Origin of the sequence: Pseudarthrobacter sp. C1, from assembly GCF_034720455.1 — a bacterium.
In the GTDB taxonomy this organism is placed as follows: domain Bacteria; phylum Actinomycetota; class Actinomycetes; order Actinomycetales; family Micrococcaceae; genus Arthrobacter.
Map to the genome: position 1 here is coordinate 248,276 of NZ_JAYESK010000001.1, position 18,026 is coordinate 266,301.

An 18,026-nucleotide genomic window follows, 5' to 3' on the forward strand; every position below is an offset into this window, starting at 1 on the left:
GCCCTATTTCCACGGCGGTGAGGATATAGAACCCCGCCAGTGAGGCCATTGTGCGCTTGCAGGGTGAACCCCGCAAGAGGCCATGGCGCCGCCCGGTTCCTGTCCCGGCCGGTGGCCTCTCAGCCCAGCCGGTCGGCGTCGGCAGCGGGGCCGCCGCGCCCCTTGAGATAGAGGACGACGGCGGCGCCACCTTGCGTCAAGCCGTGATTAGCGGAACCTCCACCCAGGCCTCTTTTGCAGCGGATTCGACAATCGCGTCGTCAATGAGGGCTGTCTGGTAGCCGTCTGCGAAATTGGGGCTCACGCTTCCGCCTTCCGCAATGGCTTTGAAGAAATCGTAGGCTTCGATGATCTTCGTTTCCCCGTAGCCGATGCCAAGGGCCGGAATGGGCCAGAGGCCTTCTCCGTAGGGATGGGCCGGGCCGGTGTAAACGGTGCGGAATCCGCGGCGGTCCCCTTGATCGGAGGCGAAGCAGACCTGGAGTTCATCGCGTCGTTCGTAGTTGAAGACGATGCTTCCTTCGGTTCCGTGGATTTCGAAGGTGATGTAGTTGTTCCGTCCATACGCATTGCGTGTCGCCTCAAGGGACCCCACGGCGCCGTTGGCGAAGCGGATCATCGTCATCACCTCATCGTCCACGTCAACTTCGCCACGCGGGCCCTCGCCGCCCCGCACCGTTCCGAGTGCGTCGGCACCGCCCGCTTGGAGCGGCCGCTCAGGAATCCACGTGGACAGGAGGGAATTGACGGCGCTGAACTCCCCCACAAGGTACCGGGCCATGTCAATGACGTGGGTGGCAATGTCACCAAGGGCGCCCGAACCTGCGATCGACTTCTGGAAACGCCAGGACAACGGGGAATTGGGGTCCGCACTCCAGTCCTGCAGGTAGGTACCCCGGAAGCTGAGGATGCGGCCGATGGAGCCTTCCTCAATGTATTTCTTGGCCAGCGCGACGGCGGGAGTGCGCCGGTAGTTGAAGGCGACCATGTGGACGATGTCGGTGTTCTTCACCGCGTCGTACATGGCTTTTGATTCTTCGCCTGTACGCGCCAGCGGCTTCTCGCAGATGATGTGCTTGCCTGCTTCGGCCGCGGCTATCGCAATTTCGGCGTGGAGGTGGTTGGGCGTGGCAATGTCTACGACGTCGATGTCCGGATCGTCGATGATGCTGCGCCAGTCCGAGGTGGAGTTCTCGAAGCCGAAGCGGCGGGCCGCTTCGGCAGCCAGTTCGGGGTTGGCCTCGGCGATGACCTTGCGGACCGGGAGGGCCGGGGCCGGCCAAAAGAACATGGGCATGGCGGCGTAAGCCAAGGAATGGGCTTTGCCCATGAAGCCGCCTCCGATGAGGCCGACATTAAGGTGCTGCATGTGAATCGTGTTCCTTTCGGAAAAGTCGGGAGTCGCCTGCGGTGGCTCTCCCTGGTGGTCAGGAGGGTCAGAGGAGTTTCTCGAGGTACTTCTTGCTGATCTCGGCGGCCTCCCGGGGATCCCCGTCGTAGCCGTCGAGTTCGACCATGAGCCAGCTGTCATATCCGCTTTCCCGGATTGCTGCGAGGATGTCCGGGAAGTCGAGTTCCCCCTCGCCCAGGGGGAGGAAGGAAAAGGGGTCTTGCCGGAGGTCCTTAAGGTGGACATGCCGGATCCGGTCGGGGTACTTCCGGATGACAGCTGCCGGATCTGCGCCGCCGGCCGCAAGATGGGCCGTGTCTGGGCAGAAACCGATCCGCGTGAGCGGCATGAGCTTGTCCAGCTCGTCCGGGCTCTCCACGATGGTGGTCAGGTGCGGATGGTAGCTCGCCGAGAGCCCGAAGCTTTCGGCGATGTCCGTGACGCTGTCGAGTGCCTTGCCGAGCCGGCGGTAGTCCTCTTCGGTGGTTCCGGCCGCGCGGCGTGCTCCCCCTCCAACCACCAGGCGTTCTGCACCGAAGTCTGCGGCCAACTCGGCAGCCCGGTGAATCCGGTGCAACTCGTCCGGAAGGATGTCGGCATAGATGAAGTTGGCGCCCGTGTACACGCTTGCCAGGGATACCCCGGAACTGGCGAGGATTTCTTTGAGCTCCTCGGGCTTTTCCGCGTATTCCGCGAGGTTTCCGTCGAACATCTCAACGCCCTCGTAGCCGACGGATGCGATGTCCCGGACGGCGTCCTTCATGGACCCGTGGGTCAGGTAAAAGAGGTCCTTGACGCTTGTCACGCCTTGGGCGTGGCCCACGACGCCACCCCAGGTGATGGAACAGTAACCAAGTTTCATTGCTTCTGCCTTTCAGGAGCCGAAGAAGGGTTGGGAGTCATGTGTGCTACTTCTTCCGGGCCATAGCGACGGCCAGGATGATGATTGCGCCGCGGACAACCTGCTGCTGGCTGCTGTCGAGCCCGGCGAGGATCAGTCCGTTGTTGATCAGGCCGATCAGCAGGGCGCCGAAGAGTGTGCCGATGATGGAGCCGAACCCGCCGAAGAGGCTGGTTCCACCCAGGATGACGGCAGCGATGGCAGAGAGTTCGTCTCCTGATCCCCACTGGAACCGTCCGGACTGGAGGCGGCCGGCGTAGAGCATGCCGGCGACGCTTGCCGCCATGGCCGAGATAAGGAGCACCTGGAATTTGATGCGCTTGGTGTTGATGCCGGTGAACTCTGCAGCGTTGCGGTTGCCTCCTGTAGCCAGGACCTGGCGGCCGAACCTGGTGCGGTTCAGCACGACGGCGCCGATGGCCACGAAGATGGCGCTCCAGACCACCAAGCCCGGAATTGGACCGAAGTTGCCGGATCCAAACAGCATGTTGAACGTGTCGTTCAGGATGGGCTGCGGCGCCGACGCGGTGATCCACTGGGCGACGCCGACCGCTATCCCCAGCATGCCGAGCGTCACCAGGAAGGACGGGATGCCGAGGAGGCTGACAAGCGCACCGTTGACGGATCCGACCACGAGCCCGACGGCGAGGCCCGCGAGGATGCCGGGAACCAGTCCCCACTGGGACAGTGCCATCGCGGTGCAGACACTGGAGAGGCCGGCCACAGATCCGACGCTCAGGTCGATCTCGGCGCATGCGATCACGTAGGTCATGCCCACGGCGATGACGGTGATAGTGGCGGTCTGCCGGAAGATGTTCAGCAGGTTGTTCGGCGACAGGAAGCCCTGGTCGCGCAGCAGAATGGCGAAGAAAAGGAAGACGACGACGAAGCCGATGTAGATGACGTAGCGCCGCCAGTCGAGTTCTTTCAGGACGGTGCCGAAATTGCGGGCCGCGGTGTCCCGGGGCGCGATGGTGTTTGCCTTGCTCACTGTTCAGACTCCCTGGACTGCAAGTTGGAGATACTCCTCGTCAGCGATCTCGCTGCGGGGAATGTCGCGGATGATGGAGCCGTCCCTGAGGACGAGGACGCGGTCGCTGACCGCGAGTAGTTCGGGGTACTCGGAGGAGATGACGATGACGGCTTTGCCGGCACTCGCCAGCTCACGGATCATGTCCAAAATTTCGCTTTTAGTGCCGATGTCCACGCCGGCCGTGGGCTCGTCCAGGATCAGGATGTCCGGATCGGTGCCCAGCCACTTGGCGATGACCACCTTCTGCTGGTTGCCGCCCGAGAGGAGCCGCACCGGGCGGTTGGGGTGGGCCACCTTGACTGCGAACCTCTTGATCAGTGACGAGGACAACTCCTTGCCCTTGGCGCCGTCCAGGAGGGGCCCCCGCTGGATCTGTCCGAGCAGCGGCAGCAGCAGGTTGTCCTGGACGGAATGCTCCAGCACGAGGCCTTGTGCCCTGCGGTCCTCCGGAATGAGGGCGATCCCGGCATTGATGGCCTGCTGGGGCGTGGCAAGGGTGACCTTTTTGCCCCGCAGGAGGACTTCCCCGCTGTCCACCTTGTCAATGCCGAAGAGGGCACGGGCGAGCTCGGTGCGTCCGCTTCCCATCAGCCCTGCCAGTCCGAGGATCTCGCCGGGCCGGAGCGTAAAGGAAACGTCCCGCACCCGGTGCCCGGCATTAAGCCCCCGCACCTCAAGCAAGGGCGCGCCGTCGTGCACCACATGGTCCCGCGCACGATAGGAAAGCTGGCCCTCGATCTTCTTGCCCACGATGCCTTCCACGATCTGTTCGGGAGTGACGTCGGTCAGCGGCGCGGTAAGGAGGTGGCGGCCGTCGCGGAGGATGGTGATCCGGTCAGCGAGCCTGTACACCTCGTCCATTCGGTGCGAGATGTAGATGATCGAGATGCCGCGCTGCTTGAGGCGGTCAATCAGTTCGAAGAGCGCTTCGGACTCGTGCCGGGCCAGGCTGGCAGTGGGTTCGTCCATGATCAGCACTTGGGCGTTTTGGGCGAGGGCCTTGGCAATCTCGGTCAGCTGCCAGTAGGCAGTCCCGAGCCGGGAGACCTCCGCGCGGGGGTCGACGTCGACCTCCATCTCAGCGAAGACCTCCCTGGCCCGTTTCACCGCGGTGCGGTCGTCAATGAGCCCGCCCCTGCCGAGCGGTTCGGCAGCCAGGAAGATGTTCTGGGCAACGGTCAGGCTCGGTACGAGGCTGAATTCCTGGAAGACCATCCCGATCCCGGCAGCCTTCGCGTCCTGGATCGAGTTAATCGCGGCTGGCTCCCCGCCTATGAAGATCTCGCCTGCGTCTGCCTGGTACACGCCCTGAAGGATCTTCATGAGCGTGGACTTCCCGGCGCCGTTCCCGCCTGCGAGTGCGTGGACCTCACCCTTTCGGACGTCGAAGCCGACGTCCTTCAGCACGGAAACGCCGTTGAAGCCCTTGGAGATCGAGCGCATTTCGACGACATTGTCTGTGGTGTTCATTGTTGCCCTTTCGGCGCGGCGCGGGGTGGAACCCCGCGCCGTCGGGTCTGGCTACTGCTTGTAGGAGTCCTGGATATCCTTCGGAGCGTCCTCGTGGTAGACCTGCTGCCAGGCTTCCAGGACGTTGGAGTGGTCAACCGGGAGGGCGCTCAGCGCCACATAGGCGGGCGCTTGCTTGCCGATGAGCGCACCTGCGGCCAGCCGGGCTTCCGTGACACCCTGGTCGAACGGCACCTGCGCTCCCAGGCCGACGACGAGTTCGTCCTTGGCCAAGGCGATGGCGACATTCTTGCCGAGGTCCTCCGTGGCGATCTTCAGGTCCGGACGGCCTGCGGCACGGGCTGCAGCCATGACACCCTCTGCCGGGACGTCCCACACCGCCCAGATGCCGGCGAGGTCAGGGTACTTGCTCAGCATGGCGTTCGCGGCAGCCTGGGCGTCCCCGGCGAAGTCCGGACCGGCGATGCCCTTTTCCTCGACGATCTGGATCTCCGGGTATTCCTTCGTGATCGTTTCCTTGAATCCGTCGTAGCGCTGCTTGGTCACGAAGAAGTCGGCCTGGTGGAAGACGAGCCCGATCTTGCCCTTGCCACCGAGCGCTTTGGCCATCTGGTGTGCGGAGACGACGCCGTTGCCGTAGTTGTCCGCGGAAACAACAGAGACGTAGTCCTTGCCGGCGGTCAGTCCCTGGGGGACGTTGTCCATGAAGACCAGCTTTGTACCGGCGTCGGCGGCTTTCTTGTACGCGGAGGCGGTGGCCACGGGGTCCGTGGGGATGGAAACGATGATGTCCGGATCCTGCGTCATGACGGTCTCGATGTCCGAGACCTGCTTGTCCGGCTTGAAGTTCGCGTCGGTTGTGGCGATGACCTTGATGCCGAGCTTCTCAAATTCGCTCTTAAGTCCGTTCACCTGGGCCGTGGCCCAGTCATTGCCGCCATAGTGCATCACGATTGCCGCTTTGGCGCTGAGTCCCTTGACCTTTTCGATCTCTTCGGGTGTCAGATCCGCGACGGACGCGGGCGAGGGCGCCTCGCCGTTGGGGCCCTTGCTCAGGACCTGCCCCTTGATCTTGTCGAGGGCCTGCTGGGCCTTTTCGGACACGCCGGCGTCGGGGGCGTTTGATGTGGCCGTTGTTGAACCGCTGCAGGAAGCGACGGAAAGTGACAGGGCTGCGGCCAGGGCCACGATGGGAAGCCTGCGGATCATCATTGTTCTCCAGTGCTTTGAGTGGATGGATGGGGTGGATGCCTGGGATGGATCAGGCGAGTGCTACGGCCAGGGCAGGGGGAACCGGCGAGAGGACGAGCCCGCCGGCGGCCGAGGCCGTGCGAAGGGCGGCGGCTTTGTCTGAAGCTTTCAGGAGCGCCTTTGCATGCTCTTTGTCGACGAAAAGACCCAGGGAACAGGGCCCGTGATGGGCTTGGACCCACCGCACCGCCTCGCCCGCAGCTTTGGCCATTTCCCCGCCGTTTTCGGCCAGCGGACCGTCAATGGTGGACACCGACGCGGGCGTGCCCGAGTTGTCGACGGAGACCACCAGGCTGGCCCAGAGGAGGTTGCCATCGAAGATTCCGACGACGGCCGAGGAACCGGCGGAGACGAAGGTGCGGACAGCGGCTGCGAGATCGTTAGGCGCTGTATCCTCCAGGAGCACTTCCAAATTTGCCCACTGGGCGTGGTCGACATTTCGAAGCCCAGTGCGGGGATCGAGCGCGAGTGCGTGGACGATGCTGTCAGCCATCCCGCTCCTTCCTCATTGAATGTGCCATCTCCGTAAGCGTTTACGAACTTACCGTGAACGTTTACGGAATCATCGTAAACGTTTACGGAGAGGGGTGTCAACCATCACATGCGGGAAGGTACCGGCCTGCGGAGAGTCGGGACGGACATAAGATTGAAAACGCACGGAACCCATTGGTTCGGTCCGGGAGGTTCAAGACAGGAGAGAACGTGGCAGGCACGGCGGTTCCCCGTGAGGCGAACGAGAAGCTACCGGATGCACCGCTGCGCCGGAAGCCCACAATCAACGATGTGGCCCAGGCCGCCGGAGTCTCTTTCGGAACAGTCTCGCGGGTACTCAACGACGCGCCGGACGTGAGCGCGGCTACGCGCCAGCGGGTTCTGCAGGTCATCAAGGACATCGGGTACCGCCGGAACCGGGCAGCCACCGCGCTGGTCACCAGCCGGTCCACTTCCATCGGCATCCTCTCGGACGGCTCTCCGCGGTTCGGCCCGGTGGGGACGCTCATGGCCCTTGAGAATGTCGCCCGCAAGAAGGGCTACGCCACAACCGTCATCAGTGTCGAACAACCCGACGAAGAGTCCGTGCAGGCGGCCCTGGACACCCTGGACGATACCGGCGTGGGGGGAATCATTGTCATTGCGCCTCTGGTGGAGATGGCAGCGGCCGTCTGGAATGCGTCATTCCGGGTGCCGGTGGAGATGATCGCTGCCGGAGCATCATCAACTCCCAACGTCTTCACCTATTCGGAAAACCAGGAACTCGGGGCGCGGCTGGCCACCCAGCACCTTATCGACCTGGGCCACACGGATATCGCCCACCTCGCCGGCTCCATGGACTGGTTCGACGGACGGGTGCGCAAGCGCGGCTGGGAGGCTGCGCTCCGTGACGCCGGGCTCAAGCCCGGGCTGTGCCTGGAGGGTGACTGGAGCCCCCGGTGGGCCTACGAGACCGGGCTCCGGCTCGTCCGGGAAGACAAGGTCCCCCAGGCCATCTTCGCCGCCAGCGACCACACCGCCCTGGGGGTCATACGTGCCTTCGCCGAAAACGGCGTCCGCGTCCCGGAAGATGTCAGCATCGTAGGCTTCGACGATATTGAAGGGTCGGACTACTTCCTGCCGCCCCTGACCACCGTGCGCCAGGACTTCAACGCCCTGGCGCTTATGAGCATGGAAGTGCTTCTTGGTGCGATGGAAGGACGGGACGTGGACCGTACGCCAATCGCACCGACCCTTGTTGTGCGTAACAGCTCCATCCACGCTGCCTCCCACAGCCGAAATGTGCCGCCTCTACCCGCCTCATAACGCCGGTGCCGGCGCGGCGGAGGCGAGTGCCGCCGTCGTGCGTTCAGCACCTGCGCCGAAAGGGAAGGCGAGCAGCGTCTCCACCAGGTGCGGCGCGAAGTCCTCCTCCAGCGCGAGGACCACACGGCACCGCGCGTCCGTCACCGGCGGGTAGCCCGCGTACAGCCCGCGCAGGTCGCAGACGGTCTGCCCGCGGGACGGCCCGTCGGAGGTGTCGACGGCGGCCCGCACCACGGGTGCCAGGGCAGGCTTGACGGCCCCGACGGCGAGCGCCGCCGCCAGAGGATCGTGCATCGCGGAGCAGGGCCGGCCGTAGATGCCCTCGTAGAACCGGAAGTAGTAGCCCAGCATCTCCCCCAGCGCCCGCGGCACCGCAGCGGAGGACGCCAGCAGCGCCTGCCGGTGCGGCTCCTCCAGCACCGAGGCCATGGTCACGTCCAGCGGCACCAGGGTCACGTCCCAGTCCGCGGCCAGCACCAAAGCGGCGGCCTCGGGGTCGTGCCAGATGTTCGCCTCGGCCACGGGCGTGATGTTCCCCGGCGCCAGCGCGGCCCCGCCCATCACCGTCACGGACTCCACCAGGGACGGCAGCGCAGGTTCCAGCCGCAGCGCCTCGGCGATGTTGGTCAGCGGGCCGATCGCCAGCACGCGCAGCGCGCCCGGATGGGAACGCGCCAGCCGGACCAGCATCTCCGCCGCGGACTCCGCGGCCAGCGGGGCACCGGAAGGCGCCAGGGAAACCTCCCCGATCCCGTTCTCCCCGTGAACCCACGGCGCCCCGCCGGCAAACGAGCCAACCAGCGGATCATGGGCGCCCAGAGCCACGGGGATGTGCGCGGCGCCGGCGAGCGCCAGCAGGTCAAGGGTGTTGCGGGCGCCGGCGGCGGCACTGACGTTGCCGCTGACGGCCCCGATGCCCACCACCTCTGCCGCGGGGGCGGCGAGGAGGTAGGCCAGGGCGAGGGCGTCGTCGATGCCGGTGTCGCAGTCCAGGTAAATAGGGGCAGTCACAATAGATTCCTTCGAATGGGATAAGGGGTCAGACGGTCTCGCCCTTGGGGGCGGCGACGAAGAGGCTGGTGATGAACGCGGCGGCGGTGATGCCCACCGAGATCCAGAGGGCGGTGGCGTACCCGGCGGCCGTGGCCTGCGCGGCGAACGGCGCCACGAGGACGACGCCGAGGCTCGCCCCGATGCCGAACGAGGCGCCGTTGATGCCGGGCAGCGCGGCCGGGGCCTCCTTGGGTGAGAGCAGCACCGAGAGCCCGTTGATGGCGGTGAGGAAGAAGCCGTTGTAGAAGATGCCCAGGGCCGCGACGGCCACCAGCACCGCCACCTGGCTGTCGGAGAACGCGGCGGCAGCGACGGCGCAGGCGAGGCTCAGCCCCGTGCCAAACCGGAGGGTCCTGATCCAGCCCCGGCGGTCGGCCAGCCAGCCGGCCAAAGGCGCGGCGAACACGCCGATCAGCGCGGCCGGGGTGAGGAACAGCAAAGCCGAGATGGAGGCACTGAGCCCGAAGCCGCCGTCGGGATCCTGGCTCAGCAGCACCACGGTGAAATTGATGATGGCGAAGATGCCGGCCAGGGTGAGGACGGTGGTGGCGATGACCGGCCACACCTGGCGGGAGCGCAGGTGGTGGACGGCGATCAGCGGGTGGCTGCGGCGCTTCTCGATCATCCAGAACGCGGCGAAGGAGGCGACAGTGCCGGCGAGCAGGGCCAGCGTGCCCGGCGCGGTCCAGCCCGCGGCGGATCCGCCGGAGACGAAATAGGTGGTGAACACCAGGAACAGGGAGAGGGACCCGGCGCCCCACCAGTCCATGGCGCCGCGCACGCCCTGCGGCCGGCCGGCCGGGACAATCCGGATGATGCAGCCGGCGGCGACGGCGGTGAGGACCAGGACGACGACGAAAATGGACCGGAAGCCGAGGGTCTCGGCCATGAGCCCGCCCACGTAGCCGTCCACGCCGCCCACTCCCCCATTGATGGCGGCGATGATGCCCACGGAGGTGCCGAAGAGTTTCGCATGCAGGTTTTCGCTGAGCACGATGTAGGCGAGGGCGAAGACCGCGCTGGAGACGCCCTGCAGGAACCGGCCGGTGACCAGCAGTTCAAGCGTGGGGGCGGTGATGCAGAGGACGGTACCGGCGCCCATGATCCCCAGGACCAGGAGCAGGGCGGCGCGGCGGCCGATGAAGTCGCTCCAGCGGCCGATGACCGGCCCGGCGATGGCGCCGGCCAGGAAGAACATGGACTGGACGGGGGCGGCGCTGTCCGCGCCCTGGCCGAACTCGGCGGCGATCTGCGGCAGCGCCGGGGTGACCATGCTGGCGTTGAGCTGGAAGGACAGCACGCCCAGCAGCAGGGTGGAGATCAGCAGCGCGGCGCGGCGGCCGGCGGCTTTCGGCGGGTCCGCGGGAAGTACGACGGCGGCGCCGCCCTGGGCGGGAGGCGCGGCTGCCGCGGGGGTTGGGGTGTTCACATCAAACTCCTTTGTTCGAGCAGAAGGGATCTTCTTTCATGGCGATTCGAGTTGTTATACAACCATGTATGACTCACAAGTACAACCATGCGCTACACTTTTTCGAAACCCCCGCCGCTTCCGGCCCTCCCCCTGAGAGAGTTTTCCCATGAACACAACACGACCTGCCGTCACCGTGGTCGGCAGCATCAACCTGGACCTGATCGCCACCGCCGAACGGCTTCCCACCGCGGGCGAGACCATCGGCGGCGCCGTGCTCTCCGAGCAGCCCGGCGGCAAGGGCGCCAACCAGGCCGCGGCAGCGGCGCGGCTGGGCGGCAGCGCGCGCATGGTCGGCGCCGTGGGCATTGACGCCCAGGGGCAGCGGATGCTGGACGCCCTGGCGGGTGCCGGCGTCGACACCGCCGGCGTGGCCGTCCTTCCCGGGGCCACCGGGACGGCGCTGATCGTGGTGGACCGCGACGGCGAAAACCAGATCGTGGTGTGCCCGGGCGCCAACTCGCACCTGTCGCTGGACGGGGTGGAGTTCGGCCCGGAGGAGACGGTGCTGTGCCAGCTGGAGGTGGGCCTGCCCGTGGTGCTGGAGGCCGCGCGGAAGACTCCCGGGTATTTCGTGCTGAACGCCGCTCCGGCCATGGACCTGCCGGCGGAACTGCTGGAGCGCTGCGACCTGGTAATCGTCAACGAGAGCGAATACACCCTGATCCCCGCCCTCGCCTCGGCCAAACTGGTGGCCGTGACGTACGGCGGGGACGGCTCGGCAATGTTCCAGCACGGCCGGAAGGTGGCCGAGGCTCCTTCCGTTGCGGTCACAGTGGCGAACACCGTGGGTGCCGGGGACGCGTTCTGCGCCGCCCTGGTCCTGGCGCTGCGCCAGGGGCTGGACTATTCGCGGGCGCTTGCCGTGGCGAACGCGGTGGGCGGGGATGCCGTGGGCGATCCTTCATCGCAGCCGGATTTGGCACGGCTGGGCCACTACGTGGAGCGGACTGCCCCAACCGGCGGCACGCGGTGAGCGTCGCACTCCGGCGGGCGGCGCCGTCGGACTTCCCGGAGGTCCGGCGCATTACGCGCGACGCCTACCTCCGGGCCGGGCATTTCGCCGCGGACCACCCGTACATGGGTGTGCTGGAGGATGTGGATCACCGCGCCGAGCATGCGCAGATATGGGTGGCGGAGACTGCGGGCCGGGTGGTGGCGGCGGTGACGCTGACGTTCGCCGGCCAGCCGTACAGCGAGATCGCCGCCGACGGGGAGCTGGAGTTCCAGATGCTGGCGGTGGACCCGGCGCACCAGGGCGGCGGCGTGGGCCGCGCCGTGGTCCGCGGGATCGTGGAGCACGCCCGGCAGCTGCCCGGCATCGGGGCGATCAGCATCACGAGCGCCACGTTTATGGAACGCGCACACGCTCTCTACGAGTCGCTGGGCTTCCGGCGGGCGCCCGAGCGCGACTGGTACGTGCCGGGCGAGGACGTGCTGCTGTGGGTGTTCACGCTCCAACTCGTGGAGGCAACGGTCCCTCTTCGGGAGATCCAGCCCTCCCGTTAGCTGCAGCCGGGCCCGCCGTGGGCAATGGTTCCTGAGACCCTTCGAAATTCACTTGCGCATTTCGCGCATAAGTAGTTGCGCTAAACGCGCATCTGACTCTATGATCCTTATCATGGTCGAAGCCGGGTGGCTCTCGATCCCCCTCTCCCCCGACAACAATGAGGTTGCAACATGCATGTCCCGATCAAGGCCACCATGGAAAAAGTTCCTGGCGGCATGATGCTGATCCCCCTTCTCATCGGCGCCGTCCTTGCCACCTTCGCGCCGGACTCCGCCAAGTTTTTCGGTTCGTTCACGGGGGCCCTCTTCACCGGCGGCACCACCATCCTGGCCGTGTTCTATGTCTGCATGGGTGCAAGCATCGACATCAAGGCCACCCCGTACATCCTGAAAAAGGGCGGTGTCCTTTTTGGCGCCAAGGTCCTGTTCGCGGTCATCATCGGCGTCATTGCCGGCAGATTCATGAGCGAACTTCCCATTGAGGGCGGGCTGCTTGCAGGCTTGTCCGTCCTCGCCATCCTGGCAGCCCTCAATGACACCAACGGCGGCCTGTACATGGCGCTCATGGGCCAGTACGGCAAGCCGAAGGACGTTGCCGCCTACTCCGTCATGACGCTCGAATCCGGTCCCTTCCTGACGATGCTGACGCTGGGCGTCGCAGGCCTGTCCGCCTTCCCGTGGCAGGCCCTGGTGGGCGCCATCATCCCCCTGCTCCTTGGCGTCCTGCTGGGCACCCTTGACCCGGCCATGCGGAAGTTCCTGTCCTCCGCGGCCCCCGTTCTTATTCCGTTCTTCGCCCTGGCCCTTGGCTTCGGCCTGAACCTCGAAAAGGTACTCAGCGCCGGCCTGCTGGGCATCGCGCTTGGCTTGTTCGTGCTGATCGCCGGCGGCGCTGTGCTCTTCTTCGCCGACAAGCTGAGCGGAGGCACCGGCCTTGCCGGTCTCGCCGCTGCCACCACCGCAGGCAACGCCGCAACTGTTCCCATGCTGGTGGCTGCGGCCAACCCTGCCTACCTTCCCGCCGCCGGACCCGCCACCGTCCTGGTTGCCGCTTCCGTCGTCGTGACCGCCATCGGCTGCCCCATCATCGTTGCCTGGTACGCCAAGCGCCTTAAAGCTAAGGAAGCCGCAGCAGCACCTGAGGTTGCGCACGCAGTATGAACACCACCACGCGCTGGGCCATCATCGCCGACGACCTGACGGGCGCGGCAGATGCTGCCGCGGCCTACGGTCCCACGCACACCAGCTCGGTAATGCTCGACGTCGGCAGCACCTGGCCGGAGGCGGAGATCCTTTCGATCAACACAGAGAGCCGCTACCTGGCGGCGGAGGAGGCGGCCGCGGCCGTCACCTCCGCCGCCGGGCGTGCCCTGAATCAGGGCCGGCGGGTCTTCAAGAAGATCGACTCGCTGCTTCGGGGCAATGTGGGCGCGGAGGTCGCGGCAGCACTGGCAACGGCTACCCAGGGCCGCGGCAGGGGCCTCGCCATTGTGGCTCCCGCCTTCCCGGCCACGGGCAGGACAACGCTGCGCGGCATTGTCCACGTGGGTGGCAGGCAGAACATCGAAGGCCGCTTCGGCGGCGTCGTCGGCGGCGCACTTGCCGCGGGCGGCCTCACCGTCGAGGTGCTGGCCGGGGAAGCCGGACGCACGCCGGAGGAACTGGCGGCGCACCTGCGCGACGTGCAGGAACGCGGGATTGACGCCGTCGTACTGGACGCCTCCTCGGACCAGGACCTGCAAGCCATCGCGGCCGCTGCGGACCTGCTGGACTTCCCCGCGCTCCTGGTGGGCTCCGGCGGGCTGGCGGCGCACATCGCTTCGCGCGAAGAAGGATCTGCGCGGAATGCGCAGGTGCGGCACGTCGGCCGGACCCTGACGGTGATCGGCAGCTACTCCAGCCTTGCCCGGCAGCAAACCGAGGCGCTGGTGGCCGCCGGCGCCGAGCACATCACGCTGGACCACACCGCCCTGGAGGGGCCAGCGGTTGCACGGCACGTCGCAGAGGCAATGACCCGGAACGACGTGGTGCTGACGCCGGACCCGATGGGGACGGTGGACAAGGCGCAGGCGCTTGTGGTGGCGGAGGCCCTGGCCCGCGCCACGGCAGGGGGCATCGGGCACTGCGACGCCCTCGTCATGACGGGCGGCGAAACGGCCACGGCGGTTCTGAAGGCCCTCGGCGCGGGAAGCTTCACCGTCCTCGGGGAGATCGAGCCCGGCGTCGTGATGAGCCTGCTGCCCGAGCCCCTCCCCCTGCTGGTCACCAAGGCCGGCGCGTTCGGAGACGCCGGTACGCTGGCCCGAACCATCCAATTTCTCACCGGCACTACAACTGAAATGAGTATCAAATAATGGGACGCCCGATTGTGGCCATCACCATGGGCGATGCCGCCGGCATTGGCCCGGAAATCATCGTCAAGGCCCTGGCCGACGCGGAAGTCCGGTCAAAGGCCCGCATGCTGGTCATCGGCGACCTCCGCCGGCTGCAGCTCGCCGCGGACATAGTCGCCAGCCCGCTGACACTGCGCAAGGTCTCCGAACCGTCGGAGGCGTTGTTCGCCGAAGGCACTATCGACGTGCTCGACATCGACTGCATTCCGGAGGACCTCGCATGGGGTGAGCTCTCCGCCGCAGCCGGCCACGGTTCGTTCCTCTTCATCGAAAAGGCCGTCGCCCTGGCCATGGACCGCCAGGTGGATGCCATCTGCACCGGGCCGCTGAACAAGGCAGCCCTCCACGCCGCCGGCCACAAGTACCCCGGCCACACCGAGCTCCTCGCCGAACTGACCGGCACCGAGGAAGTCTCCATGATGCTGACCGCCCCCAAGATGCGCGTCATCCACGTCACCACGCACATCGGCCTGATCGATGCGATTGCCAAGATCAATGGCGACTTGGTCTACCGGACCATCAAGCGCGGCTACGAACTGCTGCAGGCCTCCGGCATCGAAAACCCGCGGATCGCGGTGTGCGCCATCAACCCGCATGCCGGCGAAAACGGCCTGTTCGGCTACGGCGAAGAGGCGGAGAAGATCCAGCCGGGCATCGAGAAGGCGCAGGCGGAAGGAATCGACGCCTTCGGCCCGCTCCCGGCCGACACCCTGTTCTTCCTGGCCGGCCGCGGCGACTTCGACCTGGTGGTGGCCCAGTACCACGACCAGGGCCACGGCCCGGTGAAGGTCCTTGGCCTGGAGAACGGCGTGAACATCACCGTGGGCCTGCCCGTGGTGCGCACGTCCGTTGACCACGGCACGGCCTTCGATATCGCGGGCAAGAACATCGCGGACCACGAGTCCCTGCTTGAAGCATTGCGGCAGGCAGTGGACCTTGCGCCGGCTCGCGAGGAAGCTCGCTAAGAACCTGCAAGAGACAAACGGCCGGTCAGCGTAGAATTGCTGACCGGCCGTTTCGGTGCTTGAGACAGCCAAACCCCCTGGGCCCGTCCAATGGCTGGGACTGTTGAAACCACGGGCCGGAATAGCATGGGTACCACTGCCACGGGAAGGAAACCGGGAATGCTGAGCGCAAACGCGCGGCGCGAGGAGATCTACCACCTTGCCGTGACCACCGGCCTGGCCTCCGTGGAGGAACTGTCCGCCCGGTTCGAGGTGACGGCCTCCACCATCCGCCGGGACCTGGCGCTGCTGAACGGGCAGGGCCGGCTGGCCCGCACCTATGGCGGCGCCATGGCCCTGGGCGCGCACCCCGAGGCGTCGCTTCGGCAGCGCACCGGCGAGGCGTTCGAGCAGAAGCACGCCATCGCCCGGTGGGCGGCGGCCGTGATCAGGCCCGGCGAGAACATCCTGCTCGACGCCGGCTCCACCGTAGGCGCACTTGCGCACGAACTGCGCGGGTTCGAGAAGCTGTCCGTCACCACCCCGGGCATCAACACCCTGCAGGAACTGGCCGATTCCGAGGGCATCGAGGTGGACTGCCTGGGCGGCCGGCTCCGCAGCGTTTCGCAAAGTTTTGTGGGGCCGCTGGCCGAGGCGGCGCTGGAGCGGATGAGCTTTGACCGGGTGTTCCTGGGCGCCGACGCCGTCACCGCCGAGGACGGCATCTGCGAAGCCGACCACGCCCAGACCCGGCTCAAGGAACTCATGGCCAGGCGCGGCCGCGAAGTCTACGTGCTGGCGGACTCGTCCAAGCTCGGACTCCGGCCGTTCCACGCGTGGGCGCGGCTGGCTTTGCCCTGGACCCTGGTGACGGACGACGGCGCCGACCCCGCCCAGGTGCAGAAGTTCCGGGAGGCGGGGGTTGCGGTTGAGGTGGCTGACGTCAGCGTCGACGGCCCAACTAAGTAGCGCTAAGTGTCGTTATCAGGGGTCATAACGACACTTAGCGCTACTTAGTTGGGTGGAACCGATTACTGCGGGGCGGGCTGGCTGCTGTCATACCCCAGCGCACGGCTGGCTTCCATTCCTGCACGGGCAACCACCGGCCCCAGCCGCTCGACGTCGGCAGGCCCGATCCGCTGGGTCGGGAATCCCAGGCCGATGGCGCACGCGAGCCGTCCGGCGTGGTCGAAGACGGGCGCGCTGATGGAACCCACGTCCTCGTTCCGTTCCCCGAACGCCGCATAGAACCCCTGCTCCTTCGCCACCGCCGCCTGCTGCCGCAGGAGCTCCAGGGAGGCCGGCGTGTCGGGGGTAAAGCGGTCCAGGCCGTGCTCGTCCAGGGCGCCCCAGGCCTCGGGGTCGAACGCCAGGAAAATCTTCCCCGGGGCTCCGGCATGCAGCGGCATCACCATGCCCACCATGAACGGGCGCATCACCACGTGCCGGGTCTCGGCCACGGCAACGATGGTCCGGAACGCGCCGTCGCGGACGTACAGGCACGCCGTTTCGCCGGTCTCATCGCGCAGCTGCTGCAGGACCGGCTTCACCAGCCGGACCACGTCCAGCCCGAACGTCCCGGGGGTAGCCCAGCGGACCAGCCCGATGCCGATCCGGTAACGGTCGCCGTCGCGGTCCAGGAAGCCCTCCCGCAGCATGTTCTGCACCAGGCGCTGGCAGGTGCTGGACGGCAATCCGGTCTTCCGGATGATCTGCTGCAGCGTGGGCTCCGGCTCCTGCACCGAAAAACAATCCAGGATCTCCGCCACCTTGTGCAGGACCAGCAGGGGTGAGGCCCCGGCACCCGCTTCCGTTGCCACTGTCTTCAAATTTCCCTTCAGTACTTTTCCTCGAACAGCCTCCAGCTTAGTGAGCAGGAAGCAGGACCTGGGATGTGACCCGTTTGACATTAGACGCGAGCAACCCACATCATGGGATCAGAACCCACTCTATGGGTTGCACGCAAAATCCCCATCACAACGACGTGGAGAAACCATGAGCACCCCCGACATCACCTGCGAAACCGCTCCCGAGCCCAAGCGCCCCGGGACCAGCCGGGTGGGACTGATCGTCCCCAGCTCCAACACCACCATGGAGACCGAACTGCCTGAACTGTTCCGGCGCCAGGCCGAAGCGACCGGCCACAAGTACACGTTCCACTCGGCCCGCGCCGGCATGAAGAAGGTCACCCGGGAAGAGCTGCTGGCCATGGTGGGCAAGGCGGCCGGCTGCGCCGAAGCAGTATCCGACGCGGACGTGGACGTCATCGCCTACGCCTGCCTCGTTGCCGTCATGGCCCAGGGCCCCGAAGCCCACGAGGGCTCGGAGAAAGTCATCGCAGATGCCGCCGCCGGCAACGGGCACCCTGCCCCGGTGACCAGCAGCGCCGGCGCCCTGGTGCGCACCCTGCAGGAAATCGGTGCCGGCAAGGTGGCCATGATTACCCCCTACATGAAGCCGCTCACCAAGATGGTGGTGGACTACATCGAAGGCTCCGGCATCACGGTGCTGGACGCCATCAGCCTCGAGGTGGCGGACAACCTTGAGGTCGGCTGCCTTGACCCGCAGAACCTGCCCGCGCTTGCCCGCAGCCTGCAGCGCGAAGGCGCGGACGCCGTCGTACTCTCCGCCTGTGTCCAGATGCCGTCGCTGGCTGCGGTCCAGGCCGTGGAGGACGAGCTCGGACTGCCGGTCATCACGGCGGCCACGGCCACCACGTACGAGATCCTCAAGGCGCTCGGCCACCGGCCCGCCATCACGGGAGCCGGCAGCCTGCTGTCCGGCGCCGGCGTCCTCACTCCTGCGAATTCCTAGGCG

17 protein-coding genes are annotated in these 18,026 nt (G+C 66.5%); 8 read left to right on the forward strand and 9 right to left on the reverse strand.

Annotated features, from left to right (window positions below; genetic code table 11):
• Nucleotides 1-196: 196 nt before the first annotated feature.
• From U7114_RS01105 to U7114_RS01130, 6 genes are all read right to left on the reverse strand, one after another.
• On the reverse strand, nt 197-1,369 hold the full coding sequence (locus U7114_RS01105) for a Gfo/Idh/MocA family oxidoreductase (protein WP_323056298.1): 1,173 nt from the start codon (nt 1,367-1,369) through the stop codon (nt 197-199).
• 67 nt (nt 1,370-1,436) lie between these two features.
• The gene (locus tag U7114_RS01110; RefSeq protein WP_323056299.1) at nt 1,437-2,252 is read right to left on the reverse strand and encodes a sugar phosphate isomerase/epimerase; all 816 of its coding nucleotides are present in this window, start codon (nt 2,250-2,252) and stop codon (nt 1,437-1,439) included.
• 46 nt (nt 2,253-2,298) lie between these two features.
• Nucleotides 2,299-3,282, reverse strand: coding sequence for an ABC transporter permease (locus U7114_RS01115; protein ID WP_321215627.1), 984 nt, complete (start codon nt 3,280-3,282; stop codon nt 2,299-2,301).
• 3 nt (nt 3,283-3,285) lie between these two features.
• A complete protein-coding gene (locus U7114_RS01120) occupies nt 3,286-4,794 on the reverse strand; it encodes a sugar ABC transporter ATP-binding protein (protein WP_323056300.1) in 1,509 nt (502 codons plus the stop codon).
• Between the two features lie 51 nt (nt 4,795-4,845).
• Nucleotides 4,846-6,006 carry a substrate-binding domain-containing protein gene (locus U7114_RS01125; protein ID WP_323056301.1) on the reverse strand — a complete coding sequence of 387 codons (1,161 nt, stop codon included), beginning with the start codon at nt 6,004-6,006 and terminating at the stop codon, nt 4,846-4,848.
• 49 nt (nt 6,007-6,055) lie between these two features.
• Nucleotides 6,056-6,538 (reverse strand): hypothetical protein, encoded by a 483-nt coding sequence (locus U7114_RS01130; protein ID WP_321215624.1) that lies wholly within the window; start codon nt 6,536-6,538, stop codon nt 6,056-6,058.
• Between the two features lie 209 nt (nt 6,539-6,747).
• Between U7114_RS01130 and U7114_RS01135 the strand changes: the two genes are divergently transcribed.
• The gene (locus U7114_RS01135; protein ID WP_323056302.1) at nt 6,748-7,842 is read left to right on the forward strand and encodes a LacI family DNA-binding transcriptional regulator; all 1,095 of its coding nucleotides are present in this window, start codon (nt 6,748-6,750) and stop codon (nt 7,840-7,842) included.
• Here the strand turns inward: U7114_RS01135 and U7114_RS01140 are convergent.
• Both U7114_RS01140 and U7114_RS01145 read right to left on the reverse strand, forming a co-directional pair.
• Nucleotides 7,837-8,853: a nucleoside hydrolase gene (locus U7114_RS01140; protein ID WP_323056303.1), complete on the reverse strand. Its 1,017-nt coding sequence runs from the start codon at nt 8,851-8,853 to the stop codon at nt 7,837-7,839. The two genes, U7114_RS01135 and U7114_RS01140, sit on opposite strands and share 6 nt — an antisense overlap.
• A 28-nt stretch (nt 8,854-8,881) precedes the next feature.
• Nucleotides 8,882-10,324: an MFS transporter gene (locus tag U7114_RS01145; RefSeq protein ID WP_323056304.1), complete on the reverse strand. Its 1,443-nt coding sequence runs from the start codon at nt 10,322-10,324 to the stop codon at nt 8,882-8,884.
• A 148-nt stretch (nt 10,325-10,472) separates the two neighbouring features.
• On the opposite strand from U7114_RS01145, the gene U7114_RS01150 reads away from it, so the two are divergent.
• From U7114_RS01150 to U7114_RS01175, 6 genes are all read left to right on the forward strand, one after another.
• Complete coding sequence (locus U7114_RS01150) at nt 10,473-11,339, forward strand: ribokinase (RefSeq protein WP_323056305.1); 867 nt, start codon at nt 10,473-10,475, stop codon at nt 11,337-11,339.
• Nucleotides 11,336-11,872, forward strand: a complete 537-nt coding sequence (locus U7114_RS01155) for a GNAT family N-acetyltransferase (RefSeq protein ID WP_323056306.1) — start codon at nt 11,336-11,338, stop codon at nt 11,870-11,872. The genes U7114_RS01150 and U7114_RS01155 overlap by 4 nt, the downstream gene beginning before the upstream one ends.
• 171 nt (nt 11,873-12,043) lie before the next feature.
• Nucleotides 12,044-13,033 carry a 2-keto-3-deoxygluconate permease gene (locus tag U7114_RS01160; RefSeq protein ID WP_323056307.1) on the forward strand — a complete coding sequence of 330 codons (990 nt, stop codon included), beginning with the start codon at nt 12,044-12,046 and terminating at the stop codon, nt 13,031-13,033.
• Nucleotides 13,030-14,226, forward strand: coding sequence for a four-carbon acid sugar kinase family protein (locus U7114_RS01165; protein WP_323056308.1), 1,197 nt, complete (start codon nt 13,030-13,032; stop codon nt 14,224-14,226). Before U7114_RS01160 ends, U7114_RS01165 begins: the two co-directional genes overlap by 4 nt.
• The gene (pdxA, locus tag U7114_RS01170) at nt 14,226-15,230 is read left to right on the forward strand and encodes a 4-hydroxythreonine-4-phosphate dehydrogenase PdxA (RefSeq protein ID WP_323056309.1); all 1,005 of its coding nucleotides are present in this window, start codon (nt 14,226-14,228) and stop codon (nt 15,228-15,230) included. Before U7114_RS01165 ends, pdxA begins: the two co-directional genes overlap by 1 nt.
• Nucleotides 15,231-15,389: 159 nt before the next feature.
• Nucleotides 15,390-16,178 carry a DeoR/GlpR family DNA-binding transcription regulator gene (locus U7114_RS01175; RefSeq protein WP_323056310.1) on the forward strand — a complete coding sequence of 263 codons (789 nt, stop codon included), beginning with the start codon at nt 15,390-15,392 and terminating at the stop codon, nt 16,176-16,178.
• A 62-nt stretch (nt 16,179-16,240) separates the two neighbouring features.
• Here U7114_RS01175 and U7114_RS01180 read toward each other — a convergent pair whose 3' ends face one another.
• Nucleotides 16,241-17,029: an IclR family transcriptional regulator gene (locus U7114_RS01180; protein WP_323056311.1), complete on the reverse strand. Its 789-nt coding sequence runs from the start codon at nt 17,027-17,029 to the stop codon at nt 16,241-16,243.
• A gap of 175 nt (nt 17,030-17,204) precedes the next feature.
• Between U7114_RS01180 and U7114_RS01185 the strand changes: the two genes are divergently transcribed.
• Nucleotides 17,205-18,023, forward strand: a complete 819-nt coding sequence (locus tag U7114_RS01185; protein ID WP_321215615.1) for an Asp/Glu racemase — start codon at nt 17,205-17,207, stop codon at nt 18,021-18,023.
• The last annotated feature ends 3 nt before the right edge of the window (nt 18,024-18,026 follow it).

Bases quoted from the DNA above. Each gene is read 5' to 3' on its own strand.
- U7114_RS01105 (WP_323056298.1), bottom strand. From the start codon at position 1,369: ATGCAGCACCTTAATGTCGGCCTCATCGGAGGCGGCTTCATGGGCAAA.
- U7114_RS01150 (WP_323056305.1), top strand. From the start codon at position 10,473: ATGAACACAACACGACCTGCCGTCACCGTGGTCGGCAGCATCAACCTG.
- U7114_RS01130 (WP_321215624.1), bottom strand. From the start codon at position 6,538: ATGGCTGACAGCATCGTCCACGCACTCGCGCTCGATCCCCGCACTGGG.
- U7114_RS01185 (WP_321215615.1), top strand. From the start codon at position 17,205: ATGAGCACCCCCGACATCACCTGCGAAACCGCTCCCGAGCCCAAGCGC.
- U7114_RS01125 (WP_323056301.1), bottom strand. From the start codon at position 6,006: ATGATGATCCGCAGGCTTCCCATCGTGGCCCTGGCCGCAGCCCTGTCA.
- U7114_RS01160 (WP_323056307.1), top strand. From the start codon at position 12,044: ATGCATGTCCCGATCAAGGCCACCATGGAAAAAGTTCCTGGCGGCATG.
- U7114_RS01120 (WP_323056300.1), bottom strand. From the start codon at position 4,794: ATGAACACCACAGACAATGTCGTCGAAATGCGCTCGATCTCCAAGGGC.
- U7114_RS01110 (WP_323056299.1), bottom strand. From the start codon at position 2,252: ATGAAACTTGGTTACTGTTCCATCACCTGGGGTGGCGTCGTGGGCCAC.
- pdxA (WP_323056309.1), top strand. From the start codon at position 14,226: ATGGGACGCCCGATTGTGGCCATCACCATGGGCGATGCCGCCGGCATT.
- U7114_RS01175 (WP_323056310.1), top strand. From the start codon at position 15,390: ATGCTGAGCGCAAACGCGCGGCGCGAGGAGATCTACCACCTTGCCGTG.
- U7114_RS01165 (WP_323056308.1), top strand. From the start codon at position 13,030: ATGAACACCACCACGCGCTGGGCCATCATCGCCGACGACCTGACGGGC.